The following is a 20,531-nucleotide window of genomic DNA, read 5'->3' as shown; positions in this document are numbered from 1 at the left end:
AGACAAAGCCGGCATCGACAGCTGGAAGGGCCCCCGTAGGGTCTTCCGGCGCGTCGTAACGGCTGCCACTACAATACCGCCAAGGATTCAAGCGATTATAACGATGCGTCCCCGAATCATGGCAGCGTGGGATAGTGCATCGCCCAGTGCTGCGGCGCAACGTGGTGCAACAATTCCTTTCAATTTCATACTTTGCGTGCGGACCATTCGATCCGCCAAAGCAAAAAGCGTTCCCCTGGAGTTTCGATGAGTCTTGATCGCGCCCAGATCGATACCGCACTCGGCGGTTTGATCGATCCTAATACCAGCCGCACTTTCGCGGACACGAAAAGCATCCGCAGCGTGGCCGTGGACGGGGCGAACGTCACCGTGAACATCGTGCTGGGTTATCCGGCGAAAAGCCAGTTCGACACCATTCGCACGCTTGTGGCGAACGCCGTCAGCGGCGTTCCGGGCGTGGCCGGCGTACAGGTTACGGTCACCTCGCAAGTGGTCGCGCACGCGGTCCAGCGCGGCGTAAAGCTGCTGCCGAACGTGAAGAACATCATTGCGGTCGCGTCGGGCAAGGGCGGCGTCGGCAAGAGCACGACCGCCGTGAACCTGGCGCTCGCGCTGGCCGCGGAAGGCGCATCGGTCGGCATGCTGGACGCGGATATCTACGGTCCGTCGCTGCCCATGATGCTCGGCATCACCGGCCGGCCGGAATCGCCCGACAACACGTCGATGAACCCGATGATCGGCCATGGCATCCAGGCCAACTCGATCGGTTTCCTGATCGAACAGGACAACCCGATGGTATGGCGTGGCCCGATGGTCACGTCCGCGCTCGAACAATTGCTGCGCCAGACCAACTGGAAGGACCTTGATTACCTGGTCGTCGACATGCCGCCCGGTACCGGCGACATCCAGCTCACGCTCTCGCAGAAAGTGCCCGTCACGGGCGCGGTGATTGTCACCACGCCGCAGGACATTGCGTTGCTCGATGCCAAGAAGGGCCTGAAGATGTTCGAGAAAGTGGGCATCCCGATTCTCGGTATCGTGGAGAACATGAGCACGCATATCTGCTCGAATTGCGGCCATGAAGAACATATTTTCGGGGCAGGCGGGGGCGAGCGGATGTCGAAGGAATATGGCGTGCCGGTGCTCGGCCACTTGCCGCTCGATATCGCGATCCGCGAGAAGACCGATGCGGGCCAGCCGACGGTTGTCTCGGAACCGGATAGCAAGATTGCCGAGGCTTACCGGTCGATCGCGCGCAAGGTGGCTATTTCGATTGCCGAACGCCAGCGCGACATGACGTCGATGTTCCCGAGCATCGTCGTGCAAAACACTTAGGCGACACGAGGACGCGGGCGATTTTGGCGGCGCGTGTCGCGGTATCATGTCGCCTTGATTGGCGCGGCCAGGTGAACACACGGGGTGGTCGCGGGTCGCCATGAGGATCGCATGAAACAAAGATTCGACGGGCCTGAATCGCGCAGACTGCCTGCTGCGAGTCACCCGGTCCCGAGCCTGATACTAAGTTTGAGCACGGCTGCATGCACCACGGTCACCGTGTTGGCGAGTGTCATGCTGCTCGGCGGCTGCGGCCTCCTGTTCCAGAACCACGAAAAACGTGCCGATGCCACGTTGCAGCCTACCGGCGGCAATGCCGCGACTGGCACGGTCACGTTCATCGAACGCTCGGATGGCGTCCAGGTGTCTTACAACCTGTCGGGAATGCCGCCCAATAGCGAGCACGCGCTGCAGATTCATGAACGCGCCGATTGCATCATCCCCGCATCTTCCGACGGCGGTCCCGTATTTGCGCCCGCGTCCGAACGCAGTGACTCCGGCTCCAAGGTCGAAGGCGACCTCGCCAGCATTCGCGCCGATGCAAACGGTACGGCGACGGGTTTCATCGTTGCGCCCGACGTGTCGCTCGACGGCGTGCGCTCGGTGTTGTCGCGCGCTATCGTGCTTCATCGCGACGCCGCCGACTCTTACGCCGTCGTGCCGCACGGCGCCGGTCCCACACTCGCGTGCGGCGTGATCCGGCAGTGATCTTTCAATGAAATCAGGCCGTTGCGGCGCGCGGCCTGGCCTGTTGGCATAGCCGCGTCGCACATCCCGCGCATCAAGTAAAATACGCGCTTCTCGTCTGGTCTGGCTGGCTTCGGCGTGCTTCTGCATTTATCCCGAGTCTCCGGCCGCGCCCTGTTTCAAGCCCGGCGGCCTCTTTCCAAGCCGCCTCTTTCGTTGGGTAGCATTCCCTATGAGCATCAAGTCCGACAAGTGGATCCGGCGCATGGCCGAAGAGCACAACATGATCGAGCCGTTCGTGCGCGATCAGGTGCGGGTGTCCGAAGATGGCCGCAAGATCGTGAGCTATGGCACGTCCAGCTACGGTTATGACATTCGTGTGGCAGACGAATTCAAGATCTTCACCAACATCAATTCGACGATTGTCGACCCGAAGAATTTCGACGAGAAATCGTTCGTCGACTTCAAGGGCGACGTCTGCATCATCCCGCCGAACTCTTTCGCGCTCGCGCGCACGGTCGAATACTTCCGGATTCCACGCTCGTGCCTGACGGTTTGTCTCGGCAAATCCACGTATGCACGCTGCGGGATCATCGTGAACGTGACGCCGTTCGAGCCCGAATGGGAAGGATTTGTGACACTGGAATTCTCGAATACGACACCTTTGCCTGCCAAAATCTACGCGAACGAAGGCGTGGCGCAGGTTCTCTTCTTTGAAAGCGATGAGATCTGCGAGACCTCATACGCCGATCGTGGGGGCAAGTACCAAGGGCAAATCGGCGTAACACTGCCGAAAACCTGACGTTTCTTGATCATCAGAAACGTCGTTGCAACGCTTTTTGAAAGACCGCTGGACTCGAGCATGCACAACTCGGTCAGCGGTCGTTCCATTTGGAGATTCGCCGCATGAAGTTCCGTTTTCCCGTCGTCATCATCGACGAAGATTTTCGCTCCGAGAACATCTCGGGTTCCGGCATCCGCGCGCTCGCCGAGGCGATTCAGGGTGAAGGCGTCGAGGTGCTCGGGCTGACGAGTTACGGCGACTTGACATCGTTCGCGCAGCAATCGAGCCGCGCGTCGTGTTTCATCTTGTCGATCGACGATGACGAGTTGCTGCCGTATGTGGATAACGTGGTGGTGGCCGAAGGCGATACGCCGGAGCTGGCCTCTGCAATCGTCGCGTTGCGCGCGTTCGTGCAGGCAGTCCGACGACGCAATGCCGACATCCCGATTTTCCTGTACGGCGAAACGCGTACGTCGCGGCACTTGCCCAACGACATCTTGCGCGAGCTGCACGGCTTCATTCACATGTTCGAGGACACGCCGGAGTTTGTGGCGCGCCACATCATTCGCGAGGCGAAGGTCTACCTCGACGCGCTGGCGCCGCCGTTCTTCAAGGAGCTCGTGCAGTACGCGGAAGAGGGTTCGTACTCGTGGCATTGCCCGGGGCACTCGGGCGGCGTGGCGTTCCTGAAGAACCCGCTCGGGCAGATGTTCCACCAGTTCTTCGGCGAGAACATGTTGCGGGCGGACGTCTGCAATGCCGTCGATGAACTCGGCCAGTTGCTCGACCATACCGGCCCGATCGCGGCGTCCGAGCGCAATGCGGCGCGCATTTTCAGCGCGGACCATTTGTTCTTCGTGACCAATGGCACGTCGACGTCGAACAAGATTGTCTGGCACGCGACCGTTGCGCCTGGCGATATCGTCCTGGTCGACCGCAATTGCCACAAGTCGATCCTGCACGCGATCACCATGACCGGGTCCATTCCCGTGTTCCTGACGCCGACTCGCAATCACTTCGGCATTATCGGACCGATTCCGCGTGACGAATTCAAACCGGAAAACATCCGCAAGAAGATTGAAGCGAATCCGTTCACGCGTGAGGCGCTGGCAAAAAACCCGAACGCAAAGCCGCGCATTCTGACCATCACGCAAAGTACCTATGACGGCGTGATCTATAACGTCGAGATGATCAAGGACCTCCTTGGCGATTTGCTCGACACGCTTCACTTCGACGAAGCCTGGTTGCCGCACGCCGAGTTCCACGAGTTTTATCAGGACATGCACGCCATTGGCGCGGGGCGTCCGCGTACGGGCGCGCTGGTGTTCGCCACGCACTCCACGCACAAGCTGCTCGCGGGGATTTCGCAGGCGTCGCAGATCGTGGTCCAGGACTCCGAGAACAGCACGTTCGACAAGCATCGTTTCAACGAGGCATACCACATGCACACGTCCACGAGCCCGCAGTACGCGATCATCGCGTCCTGCGACGTGGCCGCGGCCATGATGGAGCCGCCGGGCGGCACGGCGCTGGTGGAGGAGTCGATCGCGGAAGCGCTCGATTTCCGCCGCGCCATGCGCAAGGTCGACGACGAATACGGCGACGAATGGTTCTTCAAGGTATGGGGACCGGAAGCGCTTGCGGAAGAGGGCATTGGCGATCGTGAGGAATGGGTATTGAAGCCGAATGACCGCTGGCACGGTTTCGGGGCGCTTGCCGAAGGCTTCAACATGCTCGATCCGATCAAGGCGACCATCATCACGCCCGGACTGGACGTGGACGGCGAATTCGGCGAGACCGGCATTCCGGCTGCCATCGTGACGAAATATCTGGCGGAGCACGGAATTATCGTGGAGAAGACCGGGTTGTATTCGTTCTTCATCATGTTCACGATCGGCATTACGAAAGGCCGTTGGAATTCGATGGTCACCGAGTTGCAGCAGTTCAAGGATGACTACGACAACAATCAGCCTTTGTGGCGTGTGTTGCCGGACTTCATTGCGCTGCATCCGTCGTATGAGCGCATGGGGTTGAAGGATCTTTGCGAGCAGATCCATAGCGTTTATCGGGCCAACAATATCGCCCGGCTGACCACCGAGATGTATTTGTCCAGCATGGAACCGGCCATGAAACCGTCGGATGCTTATGCGAAGCTGGTGCATCGGGAGATCGATCGTGTACCTATCGATGAACTCGAAGGGCGTGTCACCAGCATTCTGTTGACGCCGTATCCGCCGGGCATCCCGTTGCTGATCCCGGGCGAGCGGTTCAACAAGACGATCGTCGATTATTTGCGTTTTGCGCGTGAATTCAACGAGCGTTTCCCGGGCTTCCATACGGATATCCACGGCTTGGTTGGGGAGATGATCAATGGGCGCATCGAGTATTTCGTCGATTGCGTGTCGCTCGAAAAATAATTTGACGACGTAGGAATGGTGGAGTGACAAAGGCCCGCGAATGCGGGCCTTCGTTGTCAATGCGCAGGCTTCTCAGGTAACGATAAACCGGCGCGCTGCCACGCCCGGCTCCGGCAACGCCTTCGGTGGTCGCGTGAACGCCGGGTCAGCGGTCATATCGTAGAGCGCGGATTCGAGCGAGTCGCATAGCGCGGTCAACGCCAGGTCGTTTTCTTCCAGGCCGAACGGATCTTCGATCTGCGCGGCAATCGCCTCCAGCGACATGAACGCGTACGCGACCAGCAGCGCGAACAACGGTGTGAGCAGACCGGCTCCATCGACAAGCCCAAACGGCAGCATCACGCAGAACAGATACACGGTCCGGTGGATCATCACTGAATACGAGAACGGCAGGGGCGTCGATGCCAGCCGTTCGCACCCGCCGATCACGCCGGACAACTCGTTCAGGTTTTGCTCGAAGGCGAGCTCGCCGTAGCCGTCGAGTGCACCTTCGCGAGCACGCGTGCTCGCCCATTCGCCGAGCCATCGCAAGATCAGCGACGAGCGGTATTGCGCTTGAACGACACGTTGATAAACCGCCGGCGGGAGGCGCGTGGCGAGATCGGGTAGGGGATCGGTGCGGCGCATTTCGTGGCGCAGCGCGTGACCGAGCGCACCTATTGCCGCGATGAACTCACGCGTGTCTTCGGTTTTGACGCCGCGCGGCAGCGTCAGTGCTTGCCGCGCAATTGAACGGCCGTGGATCAGCAACGAACCCCACAGCTTGCGGCCTTCCCACCATCGCTCATAACTCGCGCTATTGCGAAAGCCCAGGAACACGGCGAGCGCGATACCTACCAGCGCGAACGGTGGCGTGCCGAGCCCGACCGGGTAATTGCGCACGTGGTCGTGCATCACGATCGCCGCGACTGACAACACGAAGATCAGCGCGAGGCGCGGCAGGAGTTGCGGCAACACGGACCCGCGCCAGACGAACAGCATGCGGAACCAGTTGAGCTTGGGACGGATGATCATGGGTGATCCGAAAACAACGGAGGTGATTGCGTGCCGGGCAGTTGCTACGCGCGAATGTAGCCACATCGGCTACGATCGTAGCCAAATTAGCTACGATCGGTCCCGCAATGTGCTTCGCTGGCTGCCTTAATTACCCCAGCGCCGCGCGCGCCGCCTTCGCCGCCGCCCGAACCTGTTCCGGCGCGGTTCCACCGGCGTGATTCCGGCTGGCGACCGAGCCCTCCAGCGTGAGGTACTCGAACACATCCTCGCCAATCAAACTCGCCACGTTCGGCAATTCCGCGCGCATTTCATCGAGCGTCAGGTCGGCCAGATCACAGCCGCGGTCCACGCAGATCCGCACAGCCAGCGCCACCGCTTCGTGCGCATCGCGGAACGGCAGGCCACGTTTAACCAGATAGTCCGCGAGATCGGTTGCCGTCGAGAAACCCTGCAGCGCGGCTGCGCGCATGGCGTCCGGTTTGACCGTGATACCCGCTGCCATTTCGGCGAAGATGCGCAGGGTGTCCGAGACGGTATCGACGGTATCGAACAGCGGTTCCTTGTCTTCCTGATTGTCCTTGTTGTACGCGAGCGGTTGGCCCTTCATCAGCGTCAGCAATGCCATCAGATGCCCGTTCACGCGACCCGTCTTGCCGCGCGCGAGTTCGGGCACGTCCGGGTTCTTTTTCTGCGGCATGATCGACGAGCCGGTGCAGAAGCGGTCAGCCAGGTCGATGAAACCAACCCGCGGGCTCATCCACAGCACGAGTTCTTCGGAGAAGCGCGACACGTGCGTCATGATCAACGCAGCCGCCGCTGTAAATTCGATGGCGAAATCGCGATCCGATACGGCGTCGAGCGAGTTTGCGCAGATGCCATCGAAGCCGAGCGTCCTGGCCACGGCGTGACGATCGATCGGATAACTCGTGCCGGCAAGCGCCGCTGCGCCAAGCGGGAGACGGTTCACGCGCTTGCGGCAATCGAGCAGACGTTCACTGTCGCGGCTGAACATTTCCACGTAAGCCAGCAGGTGATGACCGAACGTCACAGGCTGCGCAACTTGCAAATGGGTGAAACCGGGCATGATCGTTTCGGCGTTTTGCTCGGCAATATCGATCAGCGCACGACGCAGCGCGACCAGCAATTCACCAATCAGGTCGATCTCGCCACGCAGCCAGAGACGGATATCGGTTGCCACCTGGTCGTTGCGCGAGCGGCCGGTATGCAGGCGTTTGCCGGCATCGCCGATAAGCGCCGTCAGCCGCGCTTCGATGTTCAGGTGCACGTCTTCCAGGTCGAGTTTCCACTCGAATTCGCCGCGTTCGATTTCGCCGCGGATCTGCGTCAAGCCTTTCTGAATGGCCTGGAAATCCGCATCGGCGATAATTTTTTGCGCGGCCAGCATGGCGGCATGAGCCAGCGATCCCTCGATATCGACGAGCGCGAGGCGTTTGTCGAAGAACACCGATGACGTGTAGCGCTTGACCAGATCGGACATTGGTTCGTTGAAGCGAGCCGACCAGGCTTCGCCTTTTTTGTGCAGTTGAGACGTCATAGTGATGCTCGTAAGAGGGCGGAAAGTCGATGGCAGGCGGCCGGGCGTAGCGCAATCCGGATAGAAACCCGCAGAATTGGCGATTTTACAGGCAATGAGAACGGGGAACCATCGAACGGAGGGAAGCGGGCTGTTCAACACGCGCATGCAAGGCACAAAAGAAAAAGGAGCGTCTCGGCGACGCTCCTTAGCTCTTTAGTCAAACAACAACCGTCACGCTGCCGGAATCACCTTACCCGTATAGACGACCGGGCCGGTCGGCCCATTCGGATTCGGCGATCCGCCGACAGGTTCCACCGACACCGCCAACATCGGATACGCATTCACAGAAGCCGCTTTGAACCGCGCGGTTCCCCCGACTGGCAGCACGCCGAGCGAAACCGGGTGTCCTTCCTTGGGCAGGCCCCAGAGCTGCATGGATTTATCGGAGGGATCCGACGAGCCGCTCAAACGCCGAACGATGACCTCGGAAGTCCGGTCGTCCCAGGTGACGAGCATCCTCGGGTTCGATTTGTCATCGGCAAGCGTGGCGACATAACCAATCTGCGGCTCCTGCGCGACTTGCGGCGCGGGCGCGGGGGCTGGCACCGGCGCGACCGTCGACAGTTCGCGAATGGACACAACCAGCGCAATCGCTGCGATCGCGGTAGCGGCGATCGACCAGCCACGCCAGAACGACAGGTTCTCGAACCAGCTCGGCTTCGGCCGGGAAACCGGCCGGGCCGCGGCCGCGTCGCGCCGGGCGTTCACCAGGTTCAAGCGTCGCTCGATCGCCGGCCAGATCTCCGGCGGCGGCGCGACCGCCGGCCCGAGTTCGGTCATTGCCGCTAGTCGCAAACGCCAGGTTTCGACGGCCAGGCGTATCGCCGGATCGTGCTGCGAAATAGTTTCAAACCGTCTGCGCGATCCCCCGCGCAGCACGCCGAGCGTGTACTCGGCGGCGAGTTGGTCCACCAGGCCTGCGTGTCGATGCAGATCCATCACAGACCTCCCAGGCACGTCTTGAGTTTTTCGAGGCCGCGCCGAATCCACGACTTCACCGTGCCCAGCGGTACTTTCAGGACATCGGCCACTTCGCTGTGGCTCTGGTCACGCAGATAGGCCAGCGCCACGGCCTGTCGCTGATTGGCTTCGAGCCGCCCCATGCAGATGGCGAGTTGCCGCGCCTCCTGGCTCATCAACATCTGGTCGGAGGGATCTGCCTCATTGGTGGGCAAGGTATCGTCCAAAGCGTCGCTCCATTCTGTTTCGGCGCTTGCCCCGTTGGCCTTTTGCCGCCGCAAATAATCGAGGGCCCGGTTGCGGACAATAGCCGCCATCCAGGTCATCGGTGCGGAGAGGCCGGCTTTGTAGTCGCCCGCGTATCGCCAGATATTGACGAACGCGTCCTGTAAAACTTCTTCGGCCCACTCACGCTTCACCAATATACGAAGCGCGAGGCCAAACAGTTTCGAGGAAGTTAAATCGTAGAGCGCGCGCAACGCGGCGGCGTCTTCGCTGGCGACACGATCGAGCAGTTGCACGAGGGTGTCGGGGGTCGGGTCGTGGGGGAGTGTTGTCGTCATGGGACCGGTCGGGTGGGCGGCGCGATTGATCTTACAGAAATAATTCTTTCGAATCGCACAGGTTTTTTTGCATCCGGATGCATCCGTCTCGTTTTTGCCTGCGTAACAACGGATACGAGCCCCGCGGCGCGCGAAACAATCAGCGCTGGCCGCACAGCTCACCATGTGTCCCCGTTCTCCTGCGGCCCTGCCGGGGAGAAGCGGCTTTGCCCGATCGTACCGGTCGGGCATTTTTTTCGGCTATAGGATGCGCAGAAGCATGCCGATAGCCCTGATTCGTATACCTGAACTAGCTATTCTCGAATGCGTTCCGCCGCGTCCGAGCCCACCAGCATCACCAGCTTCAAATCCTCCCGGTGCGCCGGCTTGAACGTAATCTGGTCAAACACCAGGCGCCCGCGGGTTGGATGATTGAATTCCCGCGTACCGCCTTCCCGTTCGCCCACGTCTTGCGACGCCCAAAAACGGGCGAACGCATCGCTGGCGGCGCTGAGCGAATCGATCAGCGCTCGCGTGGGGGCATCGTTCAGGTGGCGAATTGAATCCGCCCGGAACTCCGCGACCAGCCTTCGCGCGCGCGTTTCCCAATCGACGATCAAGCTTTGCGCCCCGGGCGCGGTAAATGTGAAGCTAAGCAGATTGCGGTCCTGAACGTCGTCGAGCCAGCCGGTGAATAGCGATGCCGCCTGTGCGTTCCAGCGCAACGCGTTCCACTGCCGGTCGAGGACGTAGGCGGGCGCATCGATCAGTTCCACCGATTTCAGCAGCGCTGCCGGCGCGTCCTGCGCTGCCGGATCGGGTTCGGCGGGGTCGCGCTGGGCGGCCAGTTCAAAGAGATACGCCCGTTCGGCCCGTGATAACTGCAACGCCACGGCGATGCGCGCAAGCGCGTCGGCGGAGGCGGACACGGGCCGTCCTTGTTCGATCCACGTGTACCAGGTCGGACTGACGCCGCACAACTGGGCGACTTCTTCGCGTCGCAAGCCGGGCGTACGGCGGCGCGGGCCGGGCGGCAGGCCGACGGCCATTGGCGACAACCGTTCCCGATGCGCACGGATGAAGTCGCCAAGAGCGTGGGCTGGGGTGGCGTCGAGGGGCGGGGCGGCGTCGGTGTTGTTGGTGGTGGGTGACAAGGGCATGAGGCTCAATACGCACTTTGGAAAGTCGGGCAACGCCTCGGGTATGTTTGATACCAGAATAATCGCTCAACTTGTACCGGTACAAGAGGACGTGATTGTAGCGTCGCGGCTCGTAGGGAAATACTGACGAAAACCTGTAGGGACCGTGAAAACTCACGGCGACGAAATGAAAAAGCCGGCTTGTATGACACGAGCCGGCCTCTTCGATGAAGCAATCACCTTGCTTTCGCTATCTCACCCCGTATTACGCAACCCCGCCGCAATCCCGTTGATCGTCAAATGAATCCCGCGTCCTAACCGCACGTTGTCATCCCCCGCGCGGTGGCGTTTCAGCAACTCCACCTGCAAGTGATTCAGCGGATCCAAATAAGGAAAGCGGTTTTTAATCGACCGCGCAAGCAGCGGATTATTCGCGAGCCGCTCGTTGTTCCCCGTGATTTCCGACAACACGTCCGACGTCCGCTCCCATTCCGCCACGATCCGGCCGAACACATGCTTGCGAAGCTTTTTATCGGTGACGAGCTGCGCGTAACGCGATGCCACCGCGATATCCGTCTTCGCCAGCACCATGTCCATGTTCGACAGCAAATTCGCGAAGAACGGCCAGGTCTTGTGCATCTTCTTCAGCGTCGCGAGACGCTTGGTGCGCTCGGCGGCGTCGGGAGCGGCATCGAGGAAACCGGTCACTGCACTGCCGAACCCATACCACCCGGTCAGAAGCAAGCGGCATTGGCCCCACGAGAAGCCCCACGGAATCGCCCGCAAATCTTCAATCTTCCGTTGCTTCGGATCCTGCAGTTTCCGCGATGCCGGCCGGCTGCCGATGTTCAGCTCCGCGATCTCCGAAATCGGTGTCGATTCGAAGAAATACTCCTTGAACCCGGGCGTTTCATAAACCAGCGCGCGATACGCAGCCATTGCCGAATCCGACAGGGTCTGCATGGTGGCTTCAAACAGCGGCAACTGCGGCGGCGTGTTTTCGTGCGGCAGAAGCGATGCTTCCAGCGTAGCGGCAACCACGAGTTCAAGATTGCGACGCCCGATCTCCGCATTGCCGAACTTGCTCGCGATCACTTCGCCTTGCTCGGTCGTGCGGATCTGGCCATCGACGGTGCCCGGCGGCTGCGACAAGATCGCCTGATACGTCGGACCACCGCCGCGGCCGACCGTACCTCCGCGGCCGTGAAAGAGCCGCAGCGTGGTCTTGTGCTGCTTGAACAAAGCGACCAGCGCCAATTCCGCGCGATACAACTCCCAGTTCGACGTGAGGAAACCGCCGTCCTTGTTGCTGTCGGAGTAACCGAGCATCACTTCCTGCTCGCCGCCTTGCAGTTCAACCAGCTTGTCCACGCCCGGCAGCGCAAAAAAATCGCCCATGATGTGCGGCGCATTGCGCAAGTCGGCGATGGTTTCGAACAGCGGGATCACCATCAGGCCATCGTGCGCGGGATCTTTCGCGTGTCCGAGCCGCCCTTGCAGCAAGCCCGTTTCCTTCTGCAGCAACATCACTTCCAGCAAATCGCTGACCGTTTCCGTATGCGAAATGATGTAGTTGCGCACCGCGCGCGTACCGAATTTCTCGCGCGTGACGCGTGCCGTTTCCAGCACGCCGAGTTCGCTCTTCGCAAGATCCGAGTAATCGGAATAGGGCAGGCGCAGCGGCCGTGGTTGTGCCAGTTCGCTCAGCATCAACGCGACTTTATCGGCTTCCGGCAGCGCCGCGTAATCGTCCTCCACGCCCGCTCGCGCGAGCAGCTCCGCGATCACGGCTTCGTGGATATCCGAGCTTTGACGCAAGTCGATGCTAGCCAGATGGAAGCCGAACACCTCGGCCGCGCGCGCCAGCGGCGACAAACGCGGCGCGGACAAATACTCACCGTGATGCGCGGCAAGCGATTCGATCAGCACGTTCAGATCGCCTGCAAATTCCGCCGCCGATGCATACGGTTTCGCCGGATGACGGCTACGCGCCGCGACCACGCCCGTCCCGAGCCGCTCGTCGGCGCTCGCCACCAGCCGTGCATACACGCCGATCAATGCGCGCCGATACGGCTCATCAATCCGATGCGCCGACGAATCCGGCGACGCATCGGCGAGCGCCTTCAGCGCATCGCTGGCGCCGGCCAGCAAATGCGATACCGACAATTCCGCGCCCAGCCTGTGCACCTGATCGAGATAATGTTCGAAAATCACGGTGGCCTGGCGCGTGATGGCGTGTACGAGCGTGGGCGCGGTGACGTTCGGATTGCCGTCGCGATCCCCGCCAATCCAGCTGCCCATTTGCAGGAACGGCGGCAGGCGCGCGGGCAGGCCGTGCTCGCTCAGCGCGGCTTCAATATCGGCATAAAGCGCGGGAATTTCTTCGAGAAACGTCGCGTGGTAATACGAAAGCGCGTTTTCGATTTCATCGGCAACGGTCAGGCGGGCGTCGCGCAACATCCGCGTTTGCCAGAGCGATGTCACGCGCGAGCGCAACATTGCTTCGTTGTGCGCGCGTTCGCGCGCGGTCAGTTCCTGATCGCGTTCGGCCAGCAACCGCGCGACTTCGTGCTGCGCGTCCAAAATGCTCTTGCGCGAAACTTCCGTCGGGTGAGCGGTCAAGACCGGGACGATCAGCGCATCATCGAAAAACTTTTGCAGCGTTTTTTTCGCCGACTTCGCGTTCGGGCTCGCCTTCAGGCGTTCGATGGCATAAGCCATCGTGCCGGGCTGCGGCGTGGAACCGGCGAGCGCATGAATCCGGCGGCGCCGGTTGTGATGCCGGTCCTCCGCGATATTCGCGAGATGCGAGAAATAGCTGAACGCGCGCACAACGCTCACCGTCTGCTCGGGCGACAGCGATTTCAACCGCTTTTCCAGCGTCTGCGACGCCTCGTTGTCTTCCTCGCGTCGAAACTTCACCGCTGTCTGACGAATCGTTTCCACGACATCGAACACTTCGTCGCCTTCCTGCTCGCGCACCACGTCGCCGAGCAGGCGGCCGAGATAGCGGATGTCTTCGAAAAGCGGCTGGTCCTTGTCATCGCGGGCGCGGGAAGGAGCTTTGCCGTTCTTCGCGGCTTTTGCCGGCGCAGGCGCAGGAGCAGCCGCAACCCGGCCGTTCGTCACACGTTTCGTCGTGCCGGTCGCAGCCGTTTTCACGGGGGCGGCGGATTTGGACGCCTTGCTGGCAGAAACGGTAGCGGCGGCTGTGCGGCTACGAACGGCGGGCGCCGTAGCGGGCGCGGCGGAAGAAGCATCCTTCGATACAGCGTTGCGGCGGGGGCGGGCGTTGCGCGCCGATCCGGGAGACGTCACGTTGAATTCCTCTTGAAAGCCAGAGACAGGATACCGGGGCGGCCGAGCGCCAGAAAAGACAAAAGGGCGCGAGACCGCCGGCCGGTGCGACGTTCGACTGCTTTGCCATGCCTCATTACACCGTAGCCGACGAAACCCGAGATAACGAGGGCGTCCAACCGCGATCACACGATAAAATGCGTGCCCCGGCGATGCCGCGCGATGCGGCATACCCTTGCTGTCTCCGTCCTGCCGCCTTGCTCGAAGCCCGCGCCGTGGCGTTCGGGCGCGGGGTCCGACTGTAATTGGGCAATGGCGTGCGTGCTACCATTGTTTGTTATCCATCCCGTCATCCGATTGACTTTGCAATGAACTCCGAGACGCCTTCCACGCCACCGCCCGACACTCTGGTCATTGCCTCGCGGGAAAGCCGTCTAGCCATGTGGCAGGCTGAGCACGTGCGGTTTGCGCTGCACAAATTATATCCATCTTGCGACGTCAAAATTCTCGGAATGACGACACGCGGCGATCAGATTCTTGACCGGACCTTATCGAAGGTCGGCGGCAAGGGCCTGTTCGTCAAGGAACTGGAAGCTGCGCTGGCCGACGGCCGCGCCGACCTGGCCGTGCATTCGCTGAAAGACGTGCCCATGGAACTGCCTGACGGTTTCACGCTGAGCACGATTCTCGAACGTGAAGACCCGCGTGACGCCTTCGTTTCGCCACACTATGCTTCGCTTGAAGAGTTGCCGGAAGGCAGTATCGTGGGGACGTCCAGCCTGCGCCGCGAAGCCATGTTGCGCATGCAGTTTCCTCATCTCGACGTCCGTCCGTTGCGCGGCAATCTCGATACCCGGCTCGGCAAACTCGATCGCGGCGATTACGCGGCAATCATCCTCGCCGCCGCCGGGTTGAAACGCCTTGGCCTCAAGTCGCGCATTCGTGTGAATTTGCCGGTCGAAATCAGCTTGCCGGCCGCCGGGCAGGGCGCGCTGGGCATCGAGATCTGCGCCGGCCGCGACAATCTCGCTGCTTGGCTCGCCCCTTTACACCATGAAGCGACGGCCGCCGCTGTCGAAGCCGAACGGATGGTGTCGCGCTCGCTCGGCGGCAGTTGCGAAGTACCGCTTGCGGCCTATGCCGACTGGCGCGACGGCGTGCTGCATTTGCGCGGATGTGTATCCACCGTCGACGGCACGCGGGTCTTGCGCGCCGAAGGCACGGCCCGTGCCGCCGACGTGCAGGCCGCGCTGGATCTCGGCAGCCGCGTGTCGGCCGAACTGGAGGCGCAGGGCGCAATGGAGATCGTCCGTGAGTTGAGCACCGCGAGCGGCGCGCGTATTCCTCCTGCTGCCTCGCCTGCCGACTGATGGCGAGCGCTCAGGGATCTGCCCAACCATCGGCGCAAGGGCCATCTGTGCGACCGGCTGTTGTCGTCACGCGTCCTTTAGGCCAGTCGGCCGCCCTGCTGGCGTTGCTTGAGCGCGCCGGTTTCGAGTCAATCGAGTTTCCGCTCATCGATATTGGTCCCGTGACCGATGCCGCGCCGCTGCACGCGGCGCTCGGCGAGCTGTACGCACCCGCGCCGCTTGGCTTTGCGCTGGTGGTGTTCGTATCGCCGAATGCAATCGATCACGCGTTCGCCGCGCTCAATTCAGCGTGGCCTTTGCAGATTCCCATCGGCGTAGTCGGCCCCGGCAGCGTGGCCGCGCTCGGCCGGCAAGGCGTGACGGCGCCGGGTTATACGATCATCAGTCCGGCGACTGGCGCAACGGTGACCGAAACGCCCACGGACCCCCGTTACGATTCCGAGGCGTTGCATGCGGCTATCGAAGCGCATTTCGGCCTTGGGGGTCTCAAGGACAAACGTGTACTGATCGTGCGCGGCGATGGCGGCCGTGAATGGCTGGCAGACGCTTTGAGCGCTGCGGGCGCGACCGTGGAGAAGGTCGCGGCGTACCGGCGGATCGTGCCGGAACCGTCCATGCGCGACTGGGAGCGCGTCCACGCATTGCTCGCCGGCGTCCCGCACGCGTGGCTGCTGACGAGTTCGGAAGGCGTGCGCAACCTTGAAGAGCTCGCCCGCGAGCATCTCACTGTCGATGAAACCCTCACGCTCAAGCACGCGCCGCTGGTGAGCCCGCATCCGCGTATTGCCGAAGCCGCGCGGCAAGCGGGTTTTGATAGGATTACGGTGTCCGGCGCCGGCGATGAGCGTATCGTGCAGGCGCTTGGCGGCATCTTTGCGAAACAACAAGAACCCGAACAAGAATCCGACGCGCAGGTTGCAAAAGCGCAGGAACATGGATACAAGGCCTCGACGGCAGCGCCGTTCAGCCGGTCCAGTCAAACCAACCAGGAGTCCGCGCCGACGGATTCCAGGCCGGCTTCAACGCCGGCTCACCAACCGGCTCAATCACGCATGACTGATTCGAACGACTCAAGTAAAACCGCCTCGCAGTCCGCTACGTCGACTCCGCCCCCGGCGTCGAACCCGCCGAATACGCCGTTCACGCCCTACGAGTCTCAGCCGCCGAAACAGCGTGGCGGTGGCGCGGGCACTGCGCTGCTGTGGCTGGTGCTGCTGATTGTCGTGGTGGTCGCGGGCGTGGGCGGCTTCATGCTCAACCGCAAGTTCGATCAGCGCGACGCGCAGTTCGCGCAGCGTCTTCAAGCGAACGACGCGCAAACTTCCGCGCTGCGCTCACAGGCCGATCAGGCCGCCAGTTCTGTAACGGCCATCAATACACAGATCATCCAGTTCCAGGGCAAGCTCACCGACGCGCAGGCGCAAAGCCAGGCGCTGCAGCAGCAATACCAGGATCTCGCGAGCAATCGCGACGACTGGACGCTCGCCGAAGTCGAGCAGATTCTTTCGAGCGCGAGCCAGCAGTTGCAGCTCACCGGCAACGTGCAGCTTGCGCTGTTCGCGCTGCAAAGCGCGGACACCCGTTTGGCTGCGACCACGGGTCCGCAGATCGTGACTATCCGCAAGGCTATCGCTCAGGACATGGACAAGTTGCGCGCAACGCCGTCCACCGATCTCACCGGGCTGGCCATCAAGCTGGACACGGCCATCGATCAAATCGACTCCCTGCCGCTGGCCGGCGAAGCGCCGATCACGCCGGCAACAGCCCACGCCGATACGCCGCGCGACACCGCCGCCATCGCTGCCAAGACGGGCCAGCCGGTTTGGAGAGTGTGGCTGGAGCAGATTGCCAGCGGTATCGGGCAGCAGTTGTCGAGCCTTGTGTCGGTGCGTCGTATCGATAACGCCGACGCCATGCTCGCTTCGCCGGATCAAGGTTATTTCGTGCGCGAAAACGTGAAGCTGCGGTTGTTGTCGGCGCGCTTGTCGTTGTTGTCGCGCAGTGAATCCGCGCTCAAGTCGGATCTTCATGCCGCCGACACCGCGCTCGGCCGGTATTTCGATCAATCGTCAGGCAAGGTCAAGGCGGTTCATACGCTCTTGCAACAAGTCGATCAGGCGTCGCTCGCGGTCACCGTGCCCGATCTGAACGCGAGTCTCGCGGCGGTCCACCAGTTCAAGCGAGGCGGATGATGACGATGCGCGGACTTATCTGGTTTGTACTGCTGTTCGCGGCAGCTGCGGGCCTGGCGCTCGTTGGCGTCTTCGACGGCGGGCAAGTGCTGCTGGTCATGCCGCCTTATCGCGTGGATATATCGCTGAATCTGTTCGTGGTGGCGCTGGTCGTATCGTTTATCGTGATCTACGCCGTGTTGCGCGCCATTCGCAGCGTCTTGAAGATGCCACAGCGCGTATCGGCGTACCGGACCCGCTCGCGGCTCGCGAAGGCAAATACCGCGTTGCGCGATGCTATCGGCCACTTGTATGCCGGGCGCTTTTCGAAGGCGGAGAAATCCGCACGCGATTCCCTTATCGCCGATGAAAACGCCGGTGCCGCCGGGTTGATCGGTGCCAAGGCGGCGCACGAAATGCACGAATACGCGCGTCGCGACGAATGGCTCGCCAAGGTTCAAGGCAGCGACTGGCAGGACGCGCGTTTGATGGCAACGGCCGACATGCGTGCCGACGGCCGCGACGCGGACGGCGCGCTCGTTGCGCTGACCGAGATGCAGGCACAGGGCGGCCGGCGCCTGCATGCGCAGCAGATTGCGTTGCGCGCGCAGCAGCAATTGAAGAACTGGGGCGAAGTGCTGAAGCTGGTCAAGACGCTGGAGAAACGCGAGGCGCTGCATCCGGCGGTCGCGGTGCGTTTGCGTCAGGTCGCGGCGGAAAATCTGCTGCGCGACCGGCGACATAACCCGGACGCGTTGCTGGAGTTCTGGCAGTCGTTATCAGCGACCGAGCGGCAATCGCCGCGTCTTGCCGATCTTGCCGCCGAACTTCTGATCGCGCTGGATCGAAGGAACGATGCACGCAAGATTGTTGAAGAAGCGTTGAATCACAATTGGGACGCACGCTTGTTGCGGCGATATCCGGATTGCGCATCACCGGGCGACGCATTGCCGTTGATCCAGCGCGCCGAAGCCTGGCAGAAGGAGCGCACCGAAGACGCGGACCTGATGTTCACGCTCGGCCGCTTGTGCCTGCATCAGCAGTTGTGGGGCAAGGCGCAGGCGTTCCTGGAGTCGGCGTTGAAACTTGCGGACAACGAACCGTTGAAGATTCGCACGCATCGGGCGCTGGCTCGTTTACATGAACAACTCGGCGATAGCGAAAAGGCGAGCCTGCACTATCGCGAGAGCGCGCTCGCCATGAACGTGGTTTGATTTTTTATGAATGTTGAAGAAAACGCGGACTTTTCTTGAAGAAAAGCCCGCGTTTTTTTATTGCGGCATAGAACGACGGCCAACCGCGTTGGTTCCACGCGCCGCCGCGCCCGGATGCGGCACGCTGGGCGCAACGGGCAACGCGGTCAACGCGGTGTCATCGGTGGGCGAGAGCAACATGTTTAGCGAGAGCACATCGCTATCGGTCAGGCTGGCCGTCGATGCCTTCAGCTTGAGCGAGTTAATCAGTGTGTCATAGCGGGCTTTCGCAAGATCGCGTCGTGCCGAAAAGAGCTGGTCCTGCGCGTTGAGTACATCGATATTGATCCGCACGCCCACCTGATACCCGAGCAAATTCGATTCAAGCGATGTCCGCGCGGATTGTTCAGCGGTTTCGAGTGCGCGGACCTGTGCAAGTCCACTCGATACCCCCAAAAATGCCTGTCGCGCCGATAACGCCGCCGAACGCCGCGCGGCATCCAGATCTGCTGCCGCCTTGTCTTCCAGCGCCAGCGTCTGGCGCACGCGGCTTTGCGTGGCCCCGCCTTCGTACAACGGAATGGTGAGTTGAACGCCGACGGTCGCGTTGGTGTAATACGCGCCGTAATTGCCCAGTTCGGCTGCAGCCGCCGGCACTTCCGGCGAGATCGTATTCGCGCCGCTGCCAAAACCGCCGCCGAAATTCCCGCCGAAGTTACCGGCGCCGGCCGCCCCCAGACTATTTCTCCCGTAACTCGCGATCAAATCGAGCGTGGGATAGTGGCCGGCCTTCGCCTTCAAAGTCTCGCGCTGCGAGTTCGCCACGGCCAGTTGCTTGAGCACGACCTGATAGTTCGCGTCGCGCGCCATCTCGACCCATTGCTGCATGTCGGCGGGAACGGGTGGTGGCAGCGTCACGCCGCGCGCGAGGCCATCCACGCGCATCACCGGGTGCCCGACGATTTGTTCCAGCGCCGCCAGCTTCACCTCGAGATCGTTCTGCGCCGCAATTTCCTGCGAGATCGACTGATCGTATTTGGCCTGGGCTTCGTTGGTATCGGTGATGGTCGACTGGCCGACATCGAATGAGCGTTTCGCCGATTCAAGCTGCTCAGCAATCGATGCTTTTTGCGAACGCACGATTGCGACGCTGTCCTGCGCGGAAAGGGCGTCGAAGTAAGCCTGGCCTAGCCGCACGATCAGGTCCTGACGGGCGGCGGCGAACTGCGCCTGAGCGGTCGTCAGCGCAATCTGGCCTTGTTGATACCCTTGCCAGCTCGCGACGTTGATGAGCGGTTGCGTGAGCGAAACGGTGTAACCGTTGCTGTTTCCCGTGGTCGCCGGGAAACCCCCGCCAAGTTCCGTGCGCTGCTCGCTGGCGGTCACCGATGCCGACAATTGCGGCAACAGTTTCGCGCGGGCTTGCGGCAATTGCTCACTGTCGGCGGTGAGACCGGCGCGCGCGCTCTGGAGTTGCGCGTCGGTTTCAAGCGCTTCATCGTAGAGCTGGTTGAGACTCACGGCCGAGGCCGGCGAGCACGCAAACCCGGCCCCGAGACTGCATAGCGCGAGTGCGAACATCGGGCGCATGGGATTCGTCCGGACCGGTAAGCGGAAGGGGAGACGACTAAAAAGGCGGCGCGAAAGCGGCCGGATCAGTACGTGGGAACGGCTGGGTCGACCTGACGCGACCATGCGTCAATACCGCCGAACAAGTTGAACACCTGGGTAAAGCCGCGCGATTCCAGGAACATGCCGACCTGCGCGCTACGGGCGCCGTGGTGGCAGATGCAGACGATCTGCGCTTCGTCGTCGAGTTCTTCGCTGCGCGCGGGGATATCGCGCATCGGGATGGCGACGATGTTGGCGAGCTTGGCAGTTTCGAGTTCCCACGGTTCGCGGACGTCGAGCAGGACAGGGGCGGGACGCGATGTATCGGCGAGCCATTCGGCCAGTTCGGGTGCGGACAGGTTTTGCATGGGATTCCGGTGAAAGTGGTTAGCGACAGCGAGCCGGGCGGCCCGATGGTGCTATCCGCACAAA

Annotated in this window: 15 protein-coding genes; 7 read left to right on the top strand and 8 right to left on the bottom strand. The window is 61.7% G+C overall.

The window, feature by feature from the left end; genetic code table 11:
- Positions 1-246: 246 nt before the first annotated feature.
- From apbC to ACSQ83_RS01495, 4 genes are all read left to right on the top strand, one after another.
- Positions 247-1,335 (top strand): iron-sulfur cluster carrier protein ApbC, encoded by a 1,089-nt coding sequence (apbC, locus tag ACSQ83_RS01510; protein ID WP_414951055.1) that lies wholly within the window; start codon positions 247-249, stop codon positions 1,333-1,335.
- A gap of 234 nt (positions 1,336-1,569) precedes the next feature.
- On the top strand, positions 1,570-2,043 hold the full coding sequence (locus ACSQ83_RS01505; protein WP_436227084.1) for a superoxide dismutase family protein: 474 nt from the start codon (positions 1,570-1,572) through the stop codon (positions 2,041-2,043).
- A 211-nt stretch (positions 2,044-2,254) separates the two neighbouring features.
- Positions 2,255-2,824 (top strand): dCTP deaminase, encoded by a 570-nt coding sequence (gene dcd / locus ACSQ83_RS01500; protein WP_414951056.1) that lies wholly within the window; start codon positions 2,255-2,257, stop codon positions 2,822-2,824.
- 104 nt (positions 2,825-2,928) lie between these two features.
- Entirely contained in the window at positions 2,929-5,223 is a 2,295-nt protein-coding gene (locus ACSQ83_RS01495; RefSeq protein WP_414951057.1) for an Orn/Lys/Arg decarboxylase N-terminal domain-containing protein, read from the top strand.
- Between the two features lie 72 nt (positions 5,224-5,295).
- On the opposite strand, the gene ACSQ83_RS01490 is transcribed toward ACSQ83_RS01495, so the two are convergent.
- The 6 genes from ACSQ83_RS01490 to ppc all read right to left on the bottom strand — a co-directional run bounded on the left by ACSQ83_RS01490 (position 5,296) and on the right by ppc (position 13,775).
- Positions 5,296-6,237, bottom strand: coding sequence for a bestrophin family protein (locus tag ACSQ83_RS01490; protein WP_436227008.1), 942 nt, complete (start codon positions 6,235-6,237; stop codon positions 5,296-5,298).
- Between the two features lie 130 nt (positions 6,238-6,367).
- The gene (gene argH / locus ACSQ83_RS01485; protein ID WP_414951059.1) at positions 6,368-7,774 is read right to left on the bottom strand and encodes an argininosuccinate lyase; all 1,407 of its coding nucleotides are present in this window, start codon (positions 7,772-7,774) and stop codon (positions 6,368-6,370) included.
- A 213-nt stretch (positions 7,775-7,987) separates the two neighbouring features.
- Positions 7,988-8,755: an anti-sigma factor gene (locus tag ACSQ83_RS01480; RefSeq protein ID WP_436227007.1), complete on the bottom strand. Its 768-nt coding sequence runs from the start codon at positions 8,753-8,755 to the stop codon at positions 7,988-7,990.
- The gene (locus ACSQ83_RS01475) at positions 8,755-9,504 is read right to left on the bottom strand and encodes a sigma-70 family RNA polymerase sigma factor (RefSeq protein ID WP_414951061.1); all 750 of its coding nucleotides are present in this window, start codon (positions 9,502-9,504) and stop codon (positions 8,755-8,757) included. Before ACSQ83_RS01475 ends, ACSQ83_RS01480 begins: the two co-directional genes overlap by 1 nt.
- A gap of 128 nt (positions 9,505-9,632) precedes the next feature.
- On the bottom strand, positions 9,633-10,478 hold the full coding sequence (locus ACSQ83_RS01470; RefSeq protein ID WP_436227006.1) for a helix-turn-helix transcriptional regulator: 846 nt from the start codon (positions 10,476-10,478) through the stop codon (positions 9,633-9,635).
- A gap of 234 nt (positions 10,479-10,712) precedes the next feature.
- Positions 10,713-13,775 carry a phosphoenolpyruvate carboxylase gene (gene ppc, locus ACSQ83_RS01465; RefSeq protein WP_436227005.1) on the bottom strand — a complete coding sequence of 1,021 codons (3,063 nt, stop codon included), beginning with the start codon at positions 13,773-13,775 and terminating at the stop codon, positions 10,713-10,715.
- 347 nt (positions 13,776-14,122) lie between these two features.
- On the opposite strand from ppc, the gene hemC reads away from it, so the two are divergent.
- From hemC to ACSQ83_RS01450, 3 genes are read left to right on the top strand one after another with little or no spacing between them, the layout of a single operon-like run.
- Complete coding sequence (gene hemC / locus ACSQ83_RS01460; RefSeq protein WP_436227004.1) at positions 14,123-15,124, top strand: hydroxymethylbilane synthase; 1,002 nt, start codon at positions 14,123-14,125, stop codon at positions 15,122-15,124.
- A complete protein-coding gene (hemDX, locus tag ACSQ83_RS01455) occupies positions 15,124-17,316 on the top strand; it encodes a fused uroporphyrinogen-III synthase HemD/membrane protein HemX (RefSeq protein ID WP_436227003.1) in 2,193 nt (730 codons plus the stop codon). Before hemC ends, hemDX begins: the two co-directional genes overlap by 1 nt.
- A complete protein-coding gene (locus ACSQ83_RS01450) occupies positions 17,316-18,509 on the top strand; it encodes a heme biosynthesis protein HemY (protein ID WP_414951112.1) in 1,194 nt (397 codons plus the stop codon). The genes hemDX and ACSQ83_RS01450 overlap by 1 nt, the downstream gene beginning before the upstream one ends.
- 57 nt (positions 18,510-18,566) lie before the next feature.
- On the opposite strand, the gene ACSQ83_RS01445 is transcribed toward ACSQ83_RS01450, so the two are convergent.
- Positions 18,567-20,078: a TolC family outer membrane protein gene (locus ACSQ83_RS01445; protein ID WP_414951066.1), complete on the bottom strand. Its 1,512-nt coding sequence runs from the start codon at positions 20,076-20,078 to the stop codon at positions 18,567-18,569.
- A 65-nt stretch (positions 20,079-20,143) separates the two neighbouring features.
- A complete protein-coding gene (locus ACSQ83_RS01440; protein ID WP_414951067.1) occupies positions 20,144-20,467 on the bottom strand; it encodes a rhodanese-like domain-containing protein in 324 nt (107 codons plus the stop codon).
- Positions 20,468-20,531 lie beyond the last annotated feature (64 nt).

It is taken from the genome of Caballeronia sp. LjRoot29 (genome assembly GCF_964252755.1).
GTDB lineage: Bacteria > Pseudomonadota > Gammaproteobacteria > Burkholderiales > Burkholderiaceae > Caballeronia.
Note: the sequence above shows the minus strand (reverse complement) of the source record. Positions and strands in the feature narration are given on the sequence as shown.